This is a genomic window from Streptomyces sp. NPDC058469, from assembly GCF_042721125.1.
In the GTDB taxonomy this organism is placed as follows: domain Bacteria; phylum Actinomycetota; class Actinomycetes; order Streptomycetales; family Streptomycetaceae; genus Streptomyces.
Genome location: NZ_JBHXME010000022.1, coordinates 14,320 through 30,929, shown reverse-complemented (window position 1 = coordinate 30,929; position 16,610 = coordinate 14,320). Strand labels below are relative to the sequence as shown.

15 protein-coding genes and 1 pseudogene are annotated in these 16,610 nt (G+C 67.8%); 4 read left to right on the top strand and 12 right to left on the bottom strand.

Going from position 1 to position 16,610, the window contains the following annotated elements; translation table 11 throughout:
• Positions 1 to 16: 16 nt before the first annotated feature.
• The 7 genes from ACFWP5_RS13655 to ACFWP5_RS13625 form a co-directional block, all read right to left on the bottom strand.
• The gene (locus ACFWP5_RS13655; RefSeq protein WP_384154692.1) at positions 17 to 838 is read right to left on the bottom strand and encodes an HAD hydrolase family protein; all 822 of its coding nucleotides are present in this window, start codon (positions 836 to 838) and stop codon (positions 17 to 19) included.
• Positions 835 to 1,719 (bottom strand): glycosyltransferase family 2 protein, encoded by an 885-nt coding sequence (locus ACFWP5_RS13650; protein ID WP_384154690.1) that lies wholly within the window; start codon positions 1,717 to 1,719, stop codon positions 835 to 837. The genes ACFWP5_RS13655 and ACFWP5_RS13650 overlap by 4 nt, the downstream gene beginning before the upstream one ends.
• The gene (locus ACFWP5_RS13645) at positions 1,716 to 2,678 is read right to left on the bottom strand and encodes a nucleoside hydrolase (RefSeq protein ID WP_384154688.1); all 963 of its coding nucleotides are present in this window, start codon (positions 2,676 to 2,678) and stop codon (positions 1,716 to 1,718) included. The genes ACFWP5_RS13650 and ACFWP5_RS13645 overlap by 4 nt, the downstream gene beginning before the upstream one ends.
• Positions 2,668 to 3,180: an NUDIX domain-containing protein gene (locus ACFWP5_RS13640; RefSeq protein WP_384154686.1), complete on the bottom strand. Its 513-nt coding sequence runs from the start codon at positions 3,178 to 3,180 to the stop codon at positions 2,668 to 2,670. The genes ACFWP5_RS13645 and ACFWP5_RS13640 overlap by 11 nt, the downstream gene beginning before the upstream one ends.
• Positions 3,165 to 3,905, bottom strand: a complete 741-nt coding sequence (locus tag ACFWP5_RS13635) for a PIG-L deacetylase family protein (protein ID WP_384154684.1) — start codon at positions 3,903 to 3,905, stop codon at positions 3,165 to 3,167. The genes ACFWP5_RS13640 and ACFWP5_RS13635 overlap by 16 nt, the downstream gene beginning before the upstream one ends.
• A gap of 2 nt (positions 3,906 to 3,907) precedes the next feature.
• Positions 3,908 to 4,942, bottom strand: coding sequence for an ATP-grasp domain-containing protein (locus ACFWP5_RS13630; protein WP_384154682.1), 1,035 nt, complete (start codon positions 4,940 to 4,942; stop codon positions 3,908 to 3,910).
• 82 nt (positions 4,943 to 5,024) lie between these two features.
• Positions 5,025 to 5,465 carry a hypothetical protein gene (locus ACFWP5_RS13625; protein WP_384154680.1) on the bottom strand — a complete coding sequence of 147 codons (441 nt, stop codon included), beginning with the start codon at positions 5,463 to 5,465 and terminating at the stop codon, positions 5,025 to 5,027.
• A 1,292-nt stretch (positions 5,466 to 6,757) separates the two neighbouring features.
• Here ACFWP5_RS13625 and ACFWP5_RS13620 point away from each other — a divergent pair.
• Entirely contained in the window at positions 6,758 to 7,591 is an 834-nt protein-coding gene (locus ACFWP5_RS13620) for a hypothetical protein (RefSeq protein ID WP_384154678.1), read from the top strand.
• Positions 7,592 to 7,690: 99 nt separating this feature from the next.
• On the opposite strand, the gene ACFWP5_RS13615 is transcribed toward ACFWP5_RS13620, so the two are convergent.
• On the bottom strand, positions 7,691 to 8,137 hold the full coding sequence (locus ACFWP5_RS13615) for a winged helix-turn-helix transcriptional regulator (protein WP_384154676.1): 447 nt from the start codon (positions 8,135 to 8,137) through the stop codon (positions 7,691 to 7,693).
• Between the two features lie 131 nt (positions 8,138 to 8,268).
• Between ACFWP5_RS13615 and ACFWP5_RS13610 the strand changes: the two genes are divergently transcribed.
• Positions 8,269 to 9,141, top strand: coding sequence for an aldo/keto reductase family oxidoreductase (locus ACFWP5_RS13610; RefSeq protein WP_384154674.1), 873 nt, complete (start codon positions 8,269 to 8,271; stop codon positions 9,139 to 9,141).
• Positions 9,142 to 9,796: 655 nt separating this feature from the next.
• Here the strand turns inward: ACFWP5_RS13610 and ACFWP5_RS13605 are convergent.
• A complete protein-coding gene (locus ACFWP5_RS13605) occupies positions 9,797 to 10,468 on the bottom strand; it encodes a lysophospholipid acyltransferase family protein (RefSeq protein ID WP_384154768.1) in 672 nt (223 codons plus the stop codon).
• A gap of 14 nt (positions 10,469 to 10,482) precedes the next feature.
• On the opposite strand from ACFWP5_RS13605, the pseudogene ACFWP5_RS13600 reads away from it, so the two are divergent.
• Positions 10,483 to 11,504 (top strand): annotated as a pseudogene (locus ACFWP5_RS13600) (LacI family DNA-binding transcriptional regulator).
• A 96-nt stretch (positions 11,505 to 11,600) separates the two neighbouring features.
• Here the strand turns inward: ACFWP5_RS13600 and ACFWP5_RS13595 are convergent.
• From ACFWP5_RS13595 to ACFWP5_RS13585, 3 genes are all read right to left on the bottom strand, one after another.
• On the bottom strand, positions 11,601 to 13,730 hold the full coding sequence (locus tag ACFWP5_RS13595) for a WD40 repeat domain-containing protein (RefSeq protein ID WP_384154672.1): 2,130 nt from the start codon (positions 13,728 to 13,730) through the stop codon (positions 11,601 to 11,603).
• A 165-nt stretch (positions 13,731 to 13,895) separates the two neighbouring features.
• Positions 13,896 to 14,408 carry a hypothetical protein gene (locus ACFWP5_RS13590; protein WP_384154670.1) on the bottom strand — a complete coding sequence of 171 codons (513 nt, stop codon included), beginning with the start codon at positions 14,406 to 14,408 and terminating at the stop codon, positions 13,896 to 13,898.
• 6 nt (positions 14,409 to 14,414) lie between these two features.
• On the bottom strand, positions 14,415 to 14,606 hold the full coding sequence (locus ACFWP5_RS13585) for a hypothetical protein (protein ID WP_384154668.1): 192 nt from the start codon (positions 14,604 to 14,606) through the stop codon (positions 14,415 to 14,417).
• Between the two features lie 234 nt (positions 14,607 to 14,840).
• Here ACFWP5_RS13585 and betA point away from each other — a divergent pair, with 234 nt between their 5' ends.
• Entirely contained in the window at positions 14,841 to 16,508 is a 1,668-nt protein-coding gene (gene betA, locus ACFWP5_RS13580) for a choline dehydrogenase (protein WP_384154666.1), read from the top strand.
• The last annotated feature ends 102 nt before the right edge of the window (positions 16,509 to 16,610 follow it).

Below are 16,610 nucleotides of genomic sequence, written 5' to 3'. Positions count from 1 at the left end.
GTGAGACGCAGGAGCTTCACGTCGTGCCCCCGTCGCCCAGGTGCTGTGTACGCCAGCGTTCGTCGTGGGTCACCAGCCACTTGCCCACCGAAGTCGCGGAGGCGAAGACCGAGAGGCGGGGTTCGGTGGGGGTTCCGATCACGACGGCCTCACCGACGGATTCGAGCATCGGAATGTCGTTGGCCCGGTCCCCGAAGGCGACGGCTTCGGCCGGTGACACATACGCCTCCCGGAGGATCCTCCGTACCGCATGGCCCTTGGAGGCGAGGGGCGACAGTACTTCCACCGGCCCGCCTTCCTCGGGCCGACAGGAGTAGGTGACGGTGACACCGAACCCCAGGGCCTCCGCCGTGCGGGCCAGGTCTCCGGCGTTCAGGTCTCCGCTACGGCAGAGCAGTTTCGTGATGGGGAGAGCGCCGCCGGTCAGGTCCGGGATGTCCGCACAGAATCCGTCCGCCCCCGTGTCCGTCGCCGGCCACCAGGCATATCCCGGCTCGTAGCCGAACGCGGACTCGAACTCCGTCGCGAAACTGACCTTGGGGTCGACGCCGCGGAGCGCTTCGGAGAAGTCCCGCACTCGCTGTCCGTCCAGTGCGGCGAGGATCCGGGTCCCGCCGTCCACGACCTCCGACGCCCCGTTCGAGGTGACGATGTGACGGGAGAGCTCCTCGACCGCTGCCGGCAGGTCGGACAGACAGCGTGAGGGGCGCCCGGTCACGAAGACGAGACGGGCTCCGCCGGAGGTCACCTGCCGCAGCAGGTCGATGTCCTCGTCGAGGACGAGCCCGCCTGGGCGCACGAGAGTCCCGTCGAGGTCGCAGAAGATCGCCTTGATCACTTCGTCCCCCGTTGACGCCGTAGCGCGGTTCCGCGACCCGTCACCACCAGGAGGTTCCTGAGAGCGGCGTAGGCCCCTGCGCCGGGTTCGCCGCGCCGTACGCCTCTCCATGCCACCGTGCACGCCTTCCTCAGCTCGTGGCGCAGGGACATGGTGGGCAGCACCTTCAGGGATTCACCGTGCGCCTGGCCCGTTCCGTAGGCCCGGACGCTTCTGAGGTCGTCCCGGATACTGAGCGGCTTGTGCCAGATGACCGCTTGCCGGACGAGGCGGACCGGTACGTTCGACTTCCGCCGACGCAGCTCGAAGTCGCGGTCCTCGCGCCACTTCATCGCGGTGTTGAAGTGGTAGCCGCCCATCTTCGTCACGATGTCCGTGCTGTAGAGAAGCGGTGGGCTGTAGGCGTTGACCTTCTTCGTGACCAAAGGGTCTTCCGTCAGTCGTCGCGCCGCGGCCACCAGCCGGCTGCCGCGGCCCGCGGTTTCGAACCGGACGCGTCCCTTCACCAACCCGAAGGACGCCTCGGCCAGCATGGAGGCGATGGCTCCTGGCTCGAACGCGCAGTCGGAGTCCATGAGGAGAACGAGCGGCGTGACCGCCTGCGTGATCGCGCGGTTGTAGGCCAGCCCGATTCCGCTCTCCGAGGTGCTCAGGACGGTCACACGCGATGCGCCTTTCGCATACGTCGTCAGTGCCTCGAGGAACCAGTCCGGCGACCCGTTGGTGGAGATGATGACGGGGCAGGGGACGTCGATGGACGCCAGGCACCGATAGATCAGGGGATCGTCGCGAACAGGGATGATGATCGTCAGGTCGGGCGAGGACAAGGGCGAGACCGTGGGGGAGACAGCGGGCGAGGGAGTGACGGCGTCGGTGCTCAATGGGAGCTCCTCGGTCGGCTCACCGCTGCTTCGAACCGCCGGACCACGGCATCGGGATCGACGTGCGTCACCAGACTGTGCGTTCCGTTTCCCCGCCTGAATCGAATGGCTCCGCGGTTCGCCAGATCCGTGTCGACGGAGATCGTCCCCGTCTCCGCCTTGTACGGCAGGGTGTCGTCCGCCATGAGTGAGGCCGCCACCACGTCCCAGACGGGTTCGCGGTCCGTGCACTCGCCCCGCGGCGACTCGCGTTCGAGCTTGTCCAGAGCCGCACCCAGGGGAGTGCCGGTACGCCTGATCCGGTCCACCGCCACCGGCACCAGCCGAGGAGCCTCCAGAACCTCCAGTGGGACCATCACCACGGTCTCCCATCCCGCCGACAGACAATCCTCCAGGGCTTCGGGATCGGCGAACGTGTTGAACTCGGCGTGCTCCGTCACGTTTCCGCTCGCGATGGATCCACCGGAGATCCACAGACGATGCCGCGCCGGGACGGAAGGCGTGAGCTGCCGCAGGGCCCGGGCGATGTTCGTGACGGGACCGATGGCGAGGACGTCGGATCCCCGAGATCGCGTCAGGGCCGCGGCCAGCGCATCGGGAGCCGGCCCGTCCTCGATGCCGGTGTCCCAGAAACCGTCGTCGTCCGGGCGCAGCGAAGCGACATACGTGTCCGCGGGCAGGGCCGCGACGACCCCGCGCACGTCCTCCCGGACGGGCTCGTGCCACCAGAGGGGCTTCTCGCATCCCCGTACGACATCGATGTCGAGAAGGTGATCCCGGGCCAGGGTGCGCGCGTGTCCCGCCGAGGCGGTGGCAGTGGTGTTTCCGAAGACCGTGGTGATCAGGCGGGGGACGCGGGCCATGGCGAAGAGATAGTGGAGCGCGAGAGCGTCGTCGTTGATGCCCAACGTGTCGGTGTCGACGATCAGTTCGCGTTCGGTGTCCGGCTCAGAACTCAAGGGGGGCTCCCAAACTCATCCAGTACCGGAGCGCTTGGGCGTAGCCGCGCCCTTCGTTCTCGAGAAGGGCCATGGCGTCCTCCGGTCGCAACACGCTGACGGAGGCGACCTGTTCGGCCCCGACGGGGTTCGTGGGCGGACCGACGAGCTTCCCTTCGACCACTCCCCACAACCAGGCCTTCAGCGGGAAAGGGGCGTACGGCTTGTACGGGACGCGGTTGTAGGAGACGCCGCTGTGCGCGGCGAACCAGCGGGGTTCCCCTCTCATGAGGTACCCCGCCTCTTCGGCGAGTTCGCGCCCCATGCACGCGTCGACCGACTCGCCTTCCTCCCTGGTGCCACCGGGGAGAAAGGCCGTGCCGTCGGCAAGCCGGCAGACCACGACGCCGTCCTCGACCAGGGGGATGGCTCGAACGCTCTGGACCAGTTCGTCCGGAGGCCGTCGGTCGGTGAACCTGACGATGGTCTGAGCCCACTCCCAGTCCTCTAGGTGTTCTCGCACATCAGCCCCCGGGCGCCTGCCGCTTCGGCGATGAACCTCAGATCGGTCCGGTACGTCACGAACGACTCCGCGTAGGGGACTCCGAGGGCCGCCCCCTGAACAGCGTCGGCCCTCTCGATCCCGCTCATGGACCGCAAGTGCGGGTCCGGCTTGGTCTGGTACCGGTAGCACGCGACCGCGGCCTGTTTCTGCCCGTAGTGCTCGGTGATGTCGAGGGTGGTCGTCGCCTGCTCCAACTGCGAGCTCCATGAGTCCTCGGGACATTGATAGCCCAGGATCACGGACGGCGTGTGATGCCCGGCTCCGCGGTTGCGGCATGCGGCGAACGCCGCCTGGTGGGCCACCTGGTGGTCCTGGTGGAACGCTCCGCGAGCCGGCAACAGCACGAGTTGTGGCCGCACACGGTCGATCGAGATCGGAGAGCCGGACTCCATCGACTCGACGAGCCGCGCCGTCTCCGTGTGCAGGGTGTCCCGGTGATCGCCGTCCTCGATCATCACGTGGAAATCGCTCACGCCGAGTTTGCTGCATGCCAGCGCGAACTCCGTACCCCTGTCGCCGGCGATCCGAGTCGTGGCAGGGCCACCGGTGTTGATCCCGTGTTGAACGATGAGCTCCACATAGACGTCCATGCCGGAGGCCGCCAGCGTCGCGATGGTGCCTCCGCACCCGAACGTCTCATCGTCGGGATGCGGCGCAATGACGAGCACGCTCCCACGCGCCATTTCTAATCCCCCTCCGTTCGCTGCTGTACGAAAGCGGTGAATTCCCCCGCCTCCGGCCTGACTTGGAATGTTTCGTAGCTGGGAACACGCACGAGTGTGGTCGTGGTGAAGAAGCGGCTTCCGTGCAGCCCTTCAGGCAGCCGTCTCTCTCCGGTGGTCAGCAGGGCGAGGTACTGCTCCACCAGATGCGTCGTGCCCCAGAAGGCCGCCGCGCAGCCGCCTCCGAACCGCACGTTGATCTCGGTGAAGACGATGCCGTCGGGCTGAAGGAACCCCTGCACGCAGGAAGGTCCTACGACCCGCAGCTCCCGCAGCAGTTCGGCGATGAGCTCTTCGAGCTCAGGGTGGTGGAAGGTCTCGGTGACCGTGGACATGCCCGAGCGGGTCCGCAGCCGTCGGCGGGCGACGACGAGAGGCAGATCCGAGCCCGTGTACAAACAGTCGGCGGAGAACTCCTGTCCTGTCAGCACTTCCTGGACCAGGCCATCCGGATTCCGGGCCAACCAGGCATCCAGCTCCGGCCTAGTGGAGCAGACCATGGAGTCCGCCCCGCCGCTGCCCGAGCGCGTCTTGACGAACACGCCGGCAGCCGGGAGGAGACCGGCCCGCCGGTCATCGGCCGAGAAGGAGACCGGCGTTCGGAATCGGGAATCCTGGCTCAGCCGGCGTGCGAACTCCGCCTTGTCCGAGCAGACCCGAACCGTTTCGGGCGAGGGAATCCACTGCGTCAGACCCAACTCGCCCAGGGTGTCCGCCTCGTTGGTGGCGTAACGCACCTCGGCGTCCGTGTTGAAGCTGACACAGTCGGCTCCGAACTCCTTCGCGGCCTTCGCCAGAGCTTCGAGGTAGGCGCCGCTCTCCGACGCGAGAGGGAGCAACTGCGCTCGATGCGGGTTGGCCAGTAGTGCGGGGCAGAGGGGATCGGCGTCGGCCCAGAGGACTTCGTACCCGAGCTGCTCGGCCTGCAGCGCCACCGCGTAGCCGGACGCGCCGCCGGTTCCCGTGACAACTATCCGCATACGGTCCACTTCGTTCATCCGCATCCGGTCCATTTCGTTCTCAAGCTCCCAGGAGTCCTGGTCGCGGCGCGGGAGGAAGCAGTGCCGTCGAGCACGCGATTTAGTCCCAATCTCCTTGGGCCACGATCTCCCGGACGCGCTCGCCGAAGGTCGGGTCGGCACCCGGGTACGGATTGGCGATGACGGTGCCGTCCCCGAGGAAATGGGCCATCCCGCGGCCCAACTTGCGGCCCGTCTCGGTGTGGATGTCGAGCGCGTAGTCCGGGATGACCGGGGCACGGAGACCCCTGTTCATCGTGTGGCGCGACCACATGCAGATCTCGTCCGTGGTCTCGTCCTTGGGGAACCCGACCAGGTAGCGGACAGCCTGGACGAGGAAGCCCCAGCGCTCGCCGGTACCCCGCTGCATGCGAAGGCCCACGTTGTGCAGGGACTCGACGACGAGCGTCTGCATGAACGTTCCGTCATTGCAGTCCGACACGGAGATGACCAGGAGTCGGTTCCACAGGTGTGCTTCCAGCTCCGGGCTTGTCTCGTACATCTCCCGGGCGACGAGAAGTGCCTCTTCCAGATTCCCCCTGCGGATGTATTTCTGAAGGGCGGATATGAGCTCATCGCAATGAAAGCCGCGGACGCTTGTCACGTCTGCCCAAGGATCTCGGGTGGTCGGCGGAAGGGACATGTTCCTCCTTGCATTTGGATGGGCACCACAGCCCTTTATCCGGGTTGTCCGGGTTATCCGGGAGCTTCTGCTCGCTTCCGCGGGAATCTGTGCGGTGCCACGGGGAGGCATTTCTCATTCCTACACAGCCGCAAACGTAGATCGCGGCGGAGCGAAAAGGGTAGGAACTTTCACGCCCACCGAGTGGGGTTGGAATGTCCTGGTTAAGACGTTAATCGTGAGCCGTGGGCGAGCGGGACGGCCGGACGTTCGCGCCGTGCGGGTCGATGCGTGCGGCCGAGTAGTCGCAGCTCAGGGCGGCGTCGGGATCGACCCTCTTCTTTCATGAGTTAAAATAAGGCGTGTGTCCGTGTGATTGGCTGGTTAGCGACGAAGGTGACGGTGCGGTCGAAAAGCCGCGTGGGGCTCGACGGGTCCCGATGGGCTGACGGATGCCGCTGTCGTGGGTGTGGGCACCTCCAGGACGGCGGTTGAGCGGGGAACTGTCCGTCGCCGCAGATGAGCGGCCTCGCCGATTCGGACGTGCCGGCGGGGAGCGCGTACCGCAGCGCCGCTCGGCGGGCTGTCGTGCGGGCGGTGTGGGTAGGGGTGGGGTTCTCTTGGTGAGGGTGAGAACCGGCCATCCGTCTGACTGCACGACTTTGCTTAACTCGTGAAGAAATAGGTTCCGTCTCGCGGTCGGCTGAACTGCGGTGACTGTCTCGCAGGGTGCTGACCTGTACGACGTGAGCGGTTCTCCGGGCGTCGACCGTCGCTGCCGATTGAGGCGCAAATTGGCCGATAGTGTCCCCGGGTAGGGCGGCGTGAATTTTGCTGACGCTTCTCAGCTGCGATGATCTACGTTTGCGACTGCGGCCATATATGAGAAGCGGCCCTCCGACTGCCAGGCTCTTTGGTTCCTTCCACCGTCCGGCGATGCCGACTCAGGGATGGAGGGGGCCGCGAGGGGGGTCGCCATGACTGGTGGTGTGGCGCCGGTTTCCGTCGGGGGACGGTGCGTGCGGAAACGCCGAGAGCCGGCACTCCTTTTCCCGCTCGATTGCACGGGGTCAACGGCAGCGGCTGTTGCGGCCCGATCGCCGGCCTCGGTTCTTGTGTCCGCCGACTGCGGGTCGTTCGCTGTGAAGATCGCCAGAGAAAGAGGAATGCCCATGCCAGACCTCATCCATTCGCTGCGCGACTGGTCCATGTCGGGATATCGGTTGCCGTCGATGATTCGGCTCGCGGAGCGCATTCCTGTGCTCCCGGACGACCTGCGCTACTCCTTCGGCCTCGTGGACCGGCCGATGTATGCCTACGGCGTGCGCAAAGCTGTGGAGCTGGCCCACTCGCTGGGGCATGACGGAGTGACCGTTCTGGAATTCGGCGTGGGTGAGGGCGGTGGCCTTGAGGCCTTGGATCGGCATGCGCGGCGCTACTCCTTCAGCAGCGGCATCGACGTCCATGTCTTCGGCTTCGACACCGGTCACGGGCTGCCCGACTCCGCCGACTACCGAGATGTGCCCTACATGTGGACGCAGGGCCAGTACCAGCTGCGGAAGGACGATGTGCTCGCTCGGCTCGCCGGTTCGGCCCAACTCGTGCTCGGTGACGTGTCCGAGACGGTGCCCGAGTTCCTTCGCACCCACGCCGACCACCTGACCAGGAATCCCCTGGGGTTCGTCTCCTTCGACCTGGACTACTACTCCTCCACCACATCGGCCCTGGCGCTGTTCCGCGACGCGGACGACGCACACCTGTTGCCGCGTGTCACCGGCTACTTCGACGACATTCTCTCCATCGTCGAGGAGACCGGTGAACTTGCCGCCATCGCCGATTTCAATCGTACGGAGGAGAAGGGAACCATCGGCAAGGTGAACGCGCTCCGCAGCCACCTTCCTTTCGACCCCCTATGGGCCGACCAGATATTCGAGTACCACCGCTTCGAGCACGCGGACTACAGCCGCCATGAGTCGGCACGGAACAACCCGAAATGGCGCCCGTGAACAGCTCCGCGCATCGGTAGCTCCGAGGGAAACTGGCTCTTCGCAGTTGAGGGTGTAGCGCCGAGAACATAGGGCTGTTGGGTGGTTGGATGTGAGTCGTCAGGAGGTGCGAGCGGGGGAGTTCTCGCGGTTCGCGAGGACCTCGGCCATGTGTGTCTGCGCCCAGTTTCTGAGCCCGCGCGTCATGTGGTGGAGCGAGAGGCCGAGGCTGGTCAGCTCGTAGGAGACGGTGACAGGGACGGTTGGCGTCACGGTACGGGTGAGCAGGCCATCGTGCTCCAGCGACCGTAGCGTCTGGGTCAGCATCTTCTGGCTGACCCCGGCCAGAAGACGAGAGATCTCGGAGTAACGCATCGCCTTTGGAGCATCTGTGTGTGCTGCACCGGGCTGGCCAGGGCTGTTGTCGCCGCCCAGCGCACACAGGATCAGGACGACCCACTTGTCCGAGATTCGGTCGAGCAGCTGTCGGCTGGGGCACCCTGCCAGGAACGCGTTGTACTCCACCTTGGCCTGAGCCCTCTTCTGGGCCGCCTTCGTCGTCGTCACTGATCGCGCCTCTCACCGATGGGTGGGTTACGCACTCCCAAGTGCCTACTTCCCGACAGGAAGTTTCTCTCCAATGCTGATGCAGGGAGGCAGCAGGCGCCACCCCCAAGTGCACGACGAAAGGCAACAGGATGAGCACACCCTCCCTCTCTCTTCCCGGCGGCACCTGGATTCTGGGGGACCTGACCGTCACCCGGTTCGGCTACGGCGCCATGCAACTGGCCGGCCCGTGGGTCATGGGGCCGCCCACCGATCGCGAGGGTGCCCTGGCCGTTCTGCGTGAAGCGGTCGACCTCGGTATCACCCACATCGACACCAGCGACGCCTACGGGCCGCGCGTCACCAACGAGTTGATCCGCGAGGCACTGCACCCCTATCCCGAGTCGCTGCACATCGTGACCAAGGTGGGCGCGACCCGCGACGAACAGGGTGGCTGGCCCACGGCCCGGCGACCCGACGATCTGCGCCGCCAGGTCCACGACAACCTCAAGTCCCTCCGGCTCGACGTACTCGACCTGGTCAACCTCCGACTCGGCAACGCGGAAGGTCCCCAGCCCGGCTCGCTCGCCGAGGCGTTCGAGACGCTCGTGGAACTCCAGCAGCAGGGCCTGATCCGCCACCTCGGGGTCAGTAACGCCACCGAGGAGCAGGTCACCGAGGCGCAGAGCATCGCCCCGATCGTGTGCGTGCAGAACATGTACAACCTCGCCCACCGCCACGACGACAAGCTCATCGACCGGCTCGCCACCGAAGGCGTCGCGTACGTGCCCTTCTTCCCCCTCGGGGGCTTTACCCCGCTTCAGTCCTCGGCGCTCTCGGCGGTCGCCGCTCGATCGAAGGCGACACAGATGTCCGTCGCACTGGCCTGGCTGCTGCAGCGATCACCGAACATCCTGCTCATCCCCGGCACGTCATCGACAGCGCACCTGCGCGAGAACATCGCCGGCGCGGGACTCTCCCTCTCTCATGAGCACTTGACCGAGCTGGACGACATCGGCCGCTGAATGCCCCGTAGCTGAACGGCCCACAAGCCACGACCGAAGCCACCGTTCAAGTTTCGGCCCCGGTCACCTTCGCGCGACCGGGGCCGAAGCGGGACGATTCGCCCTCACCTGGTTGACTTCAGATCATCAACCGTCAGGACTTGGGGTCTTCGCCGTATCGGAGGTTGGTCTGCGGCTCGGGTGGTCCGGCGTTGATGCTCTCGTTGCCGAGGTTGCCTCCGGACGGGGTGGTGCCGGAGGCGACACCATCGCACCCGCGCCGGGGACCTGGCTTGGACTCTGTGGAGCGGGGTTCCCGGTGCTGGTCGGCATCGCCACGTTGCTCGCGATCTTCGCGGCCTCCGCGGCGACTGCCATGTCGGCGACACCGGTGCGGTGCAGGTCGCCGTGGCCGCCGCCGTAGGTCGACCAGGGGCCGAACTCATAGGTGGGGTACGGGCGCAGCAGGACACCTGCGCCCCTCCAGGGAGTTGCTCGAACGCCAACTGGCCGAGGCCAAGGTGCCCGTCACCTCCTACCTGGCTGACGGGATGCTTCACGGACATCTGAAACTCACCAAGTCCTTGCCGCAGACCGGGAGTTCACTCGACTTCTTCGCCGGCGTGCTGGGCGGCACGACCGCGCCCGCGAAGCACTTTTATCTGATCCGACTGCCTCATGTCTGGGGGAGCGATGCCCCGCGGGAGGACGGCAGTTGGGCGACCGCCTGCTGCCAGGCGGCCTCAACGGCTGTGCGGGCGTGTGCGGTGGCCTTGTTGATGTCTCCGGTGAGGTGGATGGGTTCGCCGAGGTGAACATGGAGGTCCGGACGGCGCAGCGGTGCGGTGACGACGCCGGCGATCTGCTTCGCCCGCCCGCCGGAGATGATCCGGCGGGCGCCGGCGTGTCCGAGCGGGACGACGGGTGCGCCGGTGGTGAGTGCGAGGCGAGCCAGACCGGTGCGGAAGGTACCGGGCTCGCGGTCCGCGGAGTCCCGGCGGCGGGGGAGTCCGCCCTCGGGGTAGATCACCACGACCCGGCCGACGGCGAGAGCCTCGGCCGCCAGGTCCAGTGCCGCCGCCGCGCTACCGCTGCCCCGGTGGACCGGTATGTGGCCCTCGCGGGTGAGACGGCTACCGAGGAACGGGACCTTCCACAGTCCCGCGGTGGCGAGGACGACCGGCTCGACGCCCAGCCGGTGCAGCGCGGCCAGGACGAGTCCGGGATCGGCCAGAGCGGTGTGGTTGGGCGCGACGATGCTGCCGGGCGCGATGGTGCGGGCCGCTCCGGTGGTCAACGTCAGACGGCCGAGGAGGGGGACGACGGTACGGGCGAAGGCGCTGAGCACGTGCTGCTGACTCTCTGATCTGCCGGTGGTGCCCGGTGTGTGGACGATCTGTATCGTCACGCGGCCGGGTGGCCGGGGGCATGAGTACGCGTACTCACAAACGGTTTCCCGAAGATCGACGCACCCCGGGTCGGAGATCGACGCACTCCGGGGCACGGATGGCTCGGAGGCCAAGAGGTCGCGAGGACGACGACGCGGCGATGCTCTCCTCCGACCAGATCATTCGCGGCATGGAGCGCACCGCCCGTCGGCACGGATACGCGCTGTTGATCGCCGCCTCGTTGAAGGGGGGCCGGAGAGCCTGGTGGCCAAGGTGGCGGGACGCGTCGACGGGTTCGCCGTCATGGCGCGCACCGTGCCGACCGAGGAACTGGAGGTGATCTCCAGACGGCAGCCCGTGGTGATGCTCGCCGGGCCCCGCGAGGGAGGTGCCCATCTCGACCACCTGGACCAGCTGGACCACCTGGAGGTCGCCAACTCCGACGGGCAGCGAGAGCTCATCCGGCACCTCATCCAGGATCACGGGCTGCGGCGCCTGGCGTACATCGGCTCCGCCGAGGAGTCGCCGGACGAGGAGGCACGCTTCCGGGGCTTCCTGGAGGCGTGCTCGGCAGCGGACGTAGAAACAGATGACGAACCGGTCCTGCGGATGGCGATGTTGAGGCAGGCCGACGGGGCCAGAGTGGTGGACGTCCTGGCCGACCGGGACGGTCCACCGCCCGCGGCCCTCGTCTTCGCCAACGGCCAGATGGCCGTCGGCGCCCTGCACGCGTTGCAACGGCGGGGGCTACGGGTCCCCGAGGACGTGGTGGTGACGGGCTTCGACGGGATCCCGCTCGGCCGGCTCGTGCGACCGGCGCCGACGACGGTGCGTCAGCCCATGCTGCGGCTGGGGGCGCAGGCGGCCGAGCTGCTCGTACGGCGACTCGGCGGAGCGCCCGACAGGGAACCGGTGTCGCTGATGCTCCCGGTCACCGTCGTGCGCCGCGCCAGCTGTGGATGCGGCGAGGCCGAGGGAAGCGGAACTCGACACTGAACTCAACTAGGCCAGTTCCTGGACGGGTTGGCGAGATCTCCTGACGGTCACTCAGGGTTTCGGACCCGACCGACCGGTGGGCCGGAACGGGTCGGTTCACTGCCTCGTGAGCGGGAGTCCGAGAACTCCGCGGTCGTGTCCGACGATCACGTCGGGGCCGACGGCAGTCAAGCAGGTGACGGTCACATCCAGGGATATCCGCCGCACCGCGCCGGTCGCCGGTTCCCACACCCGCAGGCCGTGCCCGCGCTTGCTGCCGGTGACCAGGACGGTGCGACCGTCGTGCAGAGTGGTGGCCGTCATGACCGGTAGGCCGGCGGTGCCCGTCGCGGGAGGCAGTCCCTCGCCGACCGGCGTTCCGGTGGCCGGGTCCCACAGCATGACCACGCCGCGATCGTCGCCGGTGGCCAGCAGGGTTCCGTCGGCCGTGGGCACCGCCGCGACAGCTGCCACCCGGTGTCCGGCATCGCTGAGCGCGCGGTCCTTCAACTGCACGGCCGCGCCCGGGTCCCAGGGGTCGTCGACGGCCGGATCCCACATGTGAACGCCGCCCTGGTTGTCCGCCGCCGCGATCAGCGCATGGCCGCCGGAGACCGGGACGGCGGCGATCGACCGGATCGGACGACCGGAGGGGTTGAGACGCCCGACAGGTTCACCCGTGGCCGGATCCCTCAACCGGACCGCGCCTCGGGAGGTGGCGGTGACGAGCAGGGTCCGACCGTCGGCGAGGGCAGCGGCACACATCCCGGTCACTTCGCCGAGCCAGTTGGCGACGGGTTCGTGAACCGGCCGCCCGGTGACGGCATCCCACAGGCCGATCGCCCCGGAGCCACCTCCGCTCGCCAGGAGGACACGGCCGTCGGCAAGGGGCAACGCCGTCAGCGAGCGGACACGGTCGGGATGCCCCGACAGCGGCCCATGGACGAGTCGGCCGTCGGCCGCGTCCCACAGACACACCACGCCCCTGTCCCCGGCACTGGCACCAGCACCGGCCACGAGCGTCGGCCCACCGGGGAGGGACACCACCGTCAGTGAGTCGACGCCACCGGACGAACCCGGCGCGGAATCGGAGAAAGCCGAATCAGAGGACGCCGAATCAGAGAGAGCCGGATCAGAGAGAGCCGGATCAGAGAACACTGATATACGGCCCCAGGGCGTGCCGTCGGCTGCGAGCAGAGCGTTCCCGTCCTGCCGGAGACGGCTGGGTGTTTCACCTGCTGCCTCCCCTGCTGCCTCCCCTGTTGGTTCGACTGCCGTCGGCTGCACCGCCGTAGCCGAGCTGTCGGCGGCGGCCGTCGATGCCTGCGCGGGACCGCTCTGGGGGCGGGCGCCGTCCGGACTCTCCACCAGGCCGTCAGCGACCGTCCAGGTCTGTTCGCAGTTCCAGCAGCGGAAGTGCCCGGTGAGCAACGTCAGTTGGCAGGCCCATTCCTTCCCGGCCCATTGCGGGGTGCCCTTGGCCGCGACCATCCCGGCGATCAGGCACAGGACGGCCTGCCCCGGTGTTTCGACGGGCACCCCCGCCGCCGCGACCTCGCGTGCCACCCGCAGGAAGGGCGCCCACTCCTGCCCCAGTGTCTCGTCCCGCAATGCGTCGGCGACCTCGCCCCAGGGATGCTGTCCCTGACGGGCACGGTCCGGATCAGGCAACTCGGGAGCCTCGAAGGGCGGACGCACCGGGTCCGCGAAGAACTTGAGGATCTCGGTGTCGGACCCGCACCCGGGACACAACAACTGAAGGTAACTTTCCTCGGGTTCAAGATCCCACAGCGCCGCGCCGATGTGGTGACCGGCGAAGGCGACGCAGCTCAGGGCGAGTTGGCCGCAGACCTTCGCGGGAGCACCGACGGCGAGCAAGCTCCGTGCGGCCGCCTGCTCGGCCAGCCGAAGCGCGGCACTGAACCCCGCCTCCAGATCGGCCGGGACGGGGGGCCTGTCCTCGGCGGTCACGATGAAGCCCATGTCCACCCAGAAATCCACGGACTGCTCCGGTGACAACGCCGCTGCCGCCTCGACGAGATGGGGCAGGACCGCGTAGGCGCTGTCGTAGACGGTTCCGTCGGCCAGCACGTCGTCGGTCATGTACGTCCAGGTCTGCCGCCAGTCAACCTTGGTTCCGGTGGCTGCCGTTGAGGTCATGTGCTCCAGGAGCGCCTGCACCTCCTCGGCCGTCACACCGTCGAGGTCACGCCAACGAGGGCTGTTCAGGGGCAACTTCGGAATCATGGATTGAGTCTCGCAGTCAGCAGTGACAAGGAGCGGATGCAAAAGGAACGGAGAGGAAGGGGAGGAGGGAGGGGATGGGAAGGAAGCAGGGACGGGAGAGAACCAGGGGCGGGGGTCCGGCGGACGAGGTGACGTGCGGTGGGGCGTCGGGTGTCGGGCGGCACGTCACGCCCTGTCGCGCAGCAGCTCGTCGGCCTGATCGGCGACAGTCACCACCGCACGGGGCGCGACCCGTTCCAACAGGGGCAGGGCAGTTGCCCAGTCGTCGAGGACCATGACCTGCGCGGCAAGCCTGCGGGCGCGGGGCGGATCGGACAGCTCCGCGAGTACGGTCAGGGCGCGGGCCCGTGTCGCGCGGTAGGCGATCGAGTGGGCGAGGACCTCGGCGCGGTCCGGGTCGCCGCGCCGGGCCAGTTCCCGGACGACCGCGATCAGCGCCTCGCCTTCTGCCCAGCGGTCGGTGATCGAGTGGGCCACGCTCTCGGCGCGGTCCGGATCGCCTCGCCGAACCAACTCCCGGACCACTTCGATCAGTGCCCTGGTCTGCGCCCGGCAGTCGGTGATCCCGTACCCGAGAGCCTCGGCCCCGCCCGTGTCGCCGTAGCGGGCCAACTGTCCGACGATCTCGGCCTGTCGCCTCGCGCGCCTTTCGGGGGCGATCCGGTCGACGAGCGTCATGGCCCGCTAGACCTGCCCGCGCCGGGCCAGCAGAAGCGTCAGGGAGCTCAGCAGAGAATCGTGATCAAAGCCGATGGCAGTGTCGAGCAGCACCTGCGCCCGGTCCGCCAGGGCGAGGGCCACGTCCTGGGCGGCGGTTTCGGCGACCGCGTCCAGCACACAGGCCATGTCCGAGGCGCCGAGCGGGGAACTGGGCACCGGCCTCCTCCAGCACCCCTTCCTCACGGCAGGCTTCCGTTTCCGGGTCCGCCCCCTCCTCGGCAAGGAACGCTTCAGCCTCTGAGGAACGCGGGGGTCCGCTCGGGCCGCGGGGCCGCGGGAAACAGTGCGGAAACCTGGGCCTCCAGGTTGCGTGGCTCGCAACCTAGTGCGTATAGCGATACTCGTATTAGCATGCCTCGCGTATCTACGGCGCGAGCGAGACGAGAGATCATGGCTCCCCTGCAATACGACTTCGTCATCGTCGGTGGTGGATCCGCCGGCAGCGCACTGGCGAACCGGCTCTCCGCGGACCCGGCCAACCAGGTGCTGGTCCTGGAGGCCGGCCGGCCCGACTACCCGTGGGACGTCTTCATCCACATGCCGGCCGCGCTGACCTATCCGATCGGCAGCCGGTTCTACGACTGGAAGTACGAGTCGGAACCCGAGCCCCACATGGGCGACCGGCGCGTCTACCACGCCCGCGGCAAGGTGCTCGGCGGTTCCAGCAGCATCAACGGCATGATCTTCCAGCGCGGCAACCCCATGGACTACGAGCGATGGGCCGCCGACGCCGGCATGGAGAGCTGGGACTACGCGCACTGTCTGCCGTACTTCCGGCGGATGGAGAACTGTCTCGCGGCCGATCCCGACGACGAGTTCCGCGGCCACGACGGCCCGCTCGTCCTCGAACGCGGGCCCGCCACGAACCCGTTGTTCGGCGCCTTCCTCAACGCCGTGCAGGAAGCGGGCTATCCGCGTACCGACGACGTCAACGGCTATCAGCAGGAGGGCTTCGCGCCCTTCGACCGCAACGTCAGCAGAGGCCGCCGACTGTCCGCCTCGAAGGCCTACTTGAAGCCCGTGCGGAAGCGGTCCAACCTCACCGTCGCCACCCGCGCGATGGTCACCCGTGTCCTCTTCGAGGGCAAGAAGGCCGTCGGCGTCGAGTACCGGCACCGCGGCAAGGTCCGGCAGGTGCGTGCCCGCGAGGTCGTCCTGTGCGGCGGCGCGATCAACTCCCCCCAGCTGCTTCAGCTTTCCGGCGTAGGCAACGCGGAGGAGCTGACCGCGCTCGGCATCGACGTCGTCCACGATCTGCCGGGCGTCGGCGAGAACATGCAGGACCACCTGGAGGTGTACATCCAGTACGCCTGCAAGCAACCCGTCTCCATGCAGCCGTACATGGCGAAGTGGCGCGCCCCCTTCATCGGCCTGCAGTGGCTCTTCCGCAAGGGCCCCGCCGCCACGAACCACTTCGAGGCAGGCGGCTTCGCCCGTAGCAACGAGGACGTCGACTATCCCAACCTGATGTTCCACTTCCTGCCGATCGCGGTCCGCTACGACGGCTCGTCGCCGGCCGGTGGCCACGGGTACCAGGTGCACGTCGGGCCCATGTACTCCGACGCGATCGGCTCGGTGAAGATCAAGAGCAAGGATCCGCTGGAGCACCCCGCGCTGCGCTTCAACTACCTGTCCACGGAACAGGACCGGCGTGAGTGGGTCGAGTCGGTCCGGGTCGCCCGCACGCTCCTCAACCAGCCGGCGCTCGCCCCGTACAACGACGGGGAGGTCTCGCCCGGGCCGTCCGTGGAGAGCGACGAGGAGATCCTGGCGTGGGTCGCCAAGGAGGGGGAGACCGCTCTGCATCCGTCCTGCACGTGCAAGATGGGAACGGACGAGATGTCCGTCGTCGATCCCGGCAGCATGCGGGTGCACGGTGTGGAGGGGCTGCGGGTCGTCGACGCGTCGGTGATGCCGTACGTGACCAACGGCAACATCTACGCGCCGGTGATGATGATCGCGGAGAAGGCGGCCGACCTCATCCTGGGCAAGGAGCCGCTTGCTCCGTCCGAGGCTGTGTATTACCGGCACCGGGGTGCGCAGAAGCAGGCGGGGTAAGTGGGCCAGGCGTTGAGAGGTTGAGGGTGCCGGGGGTTTTGGGGGCTGCCGCCCCCAGGCCCCCGCTTCGGCCCTGAAGGGGCCTCGTCCTCAAACGCCGGA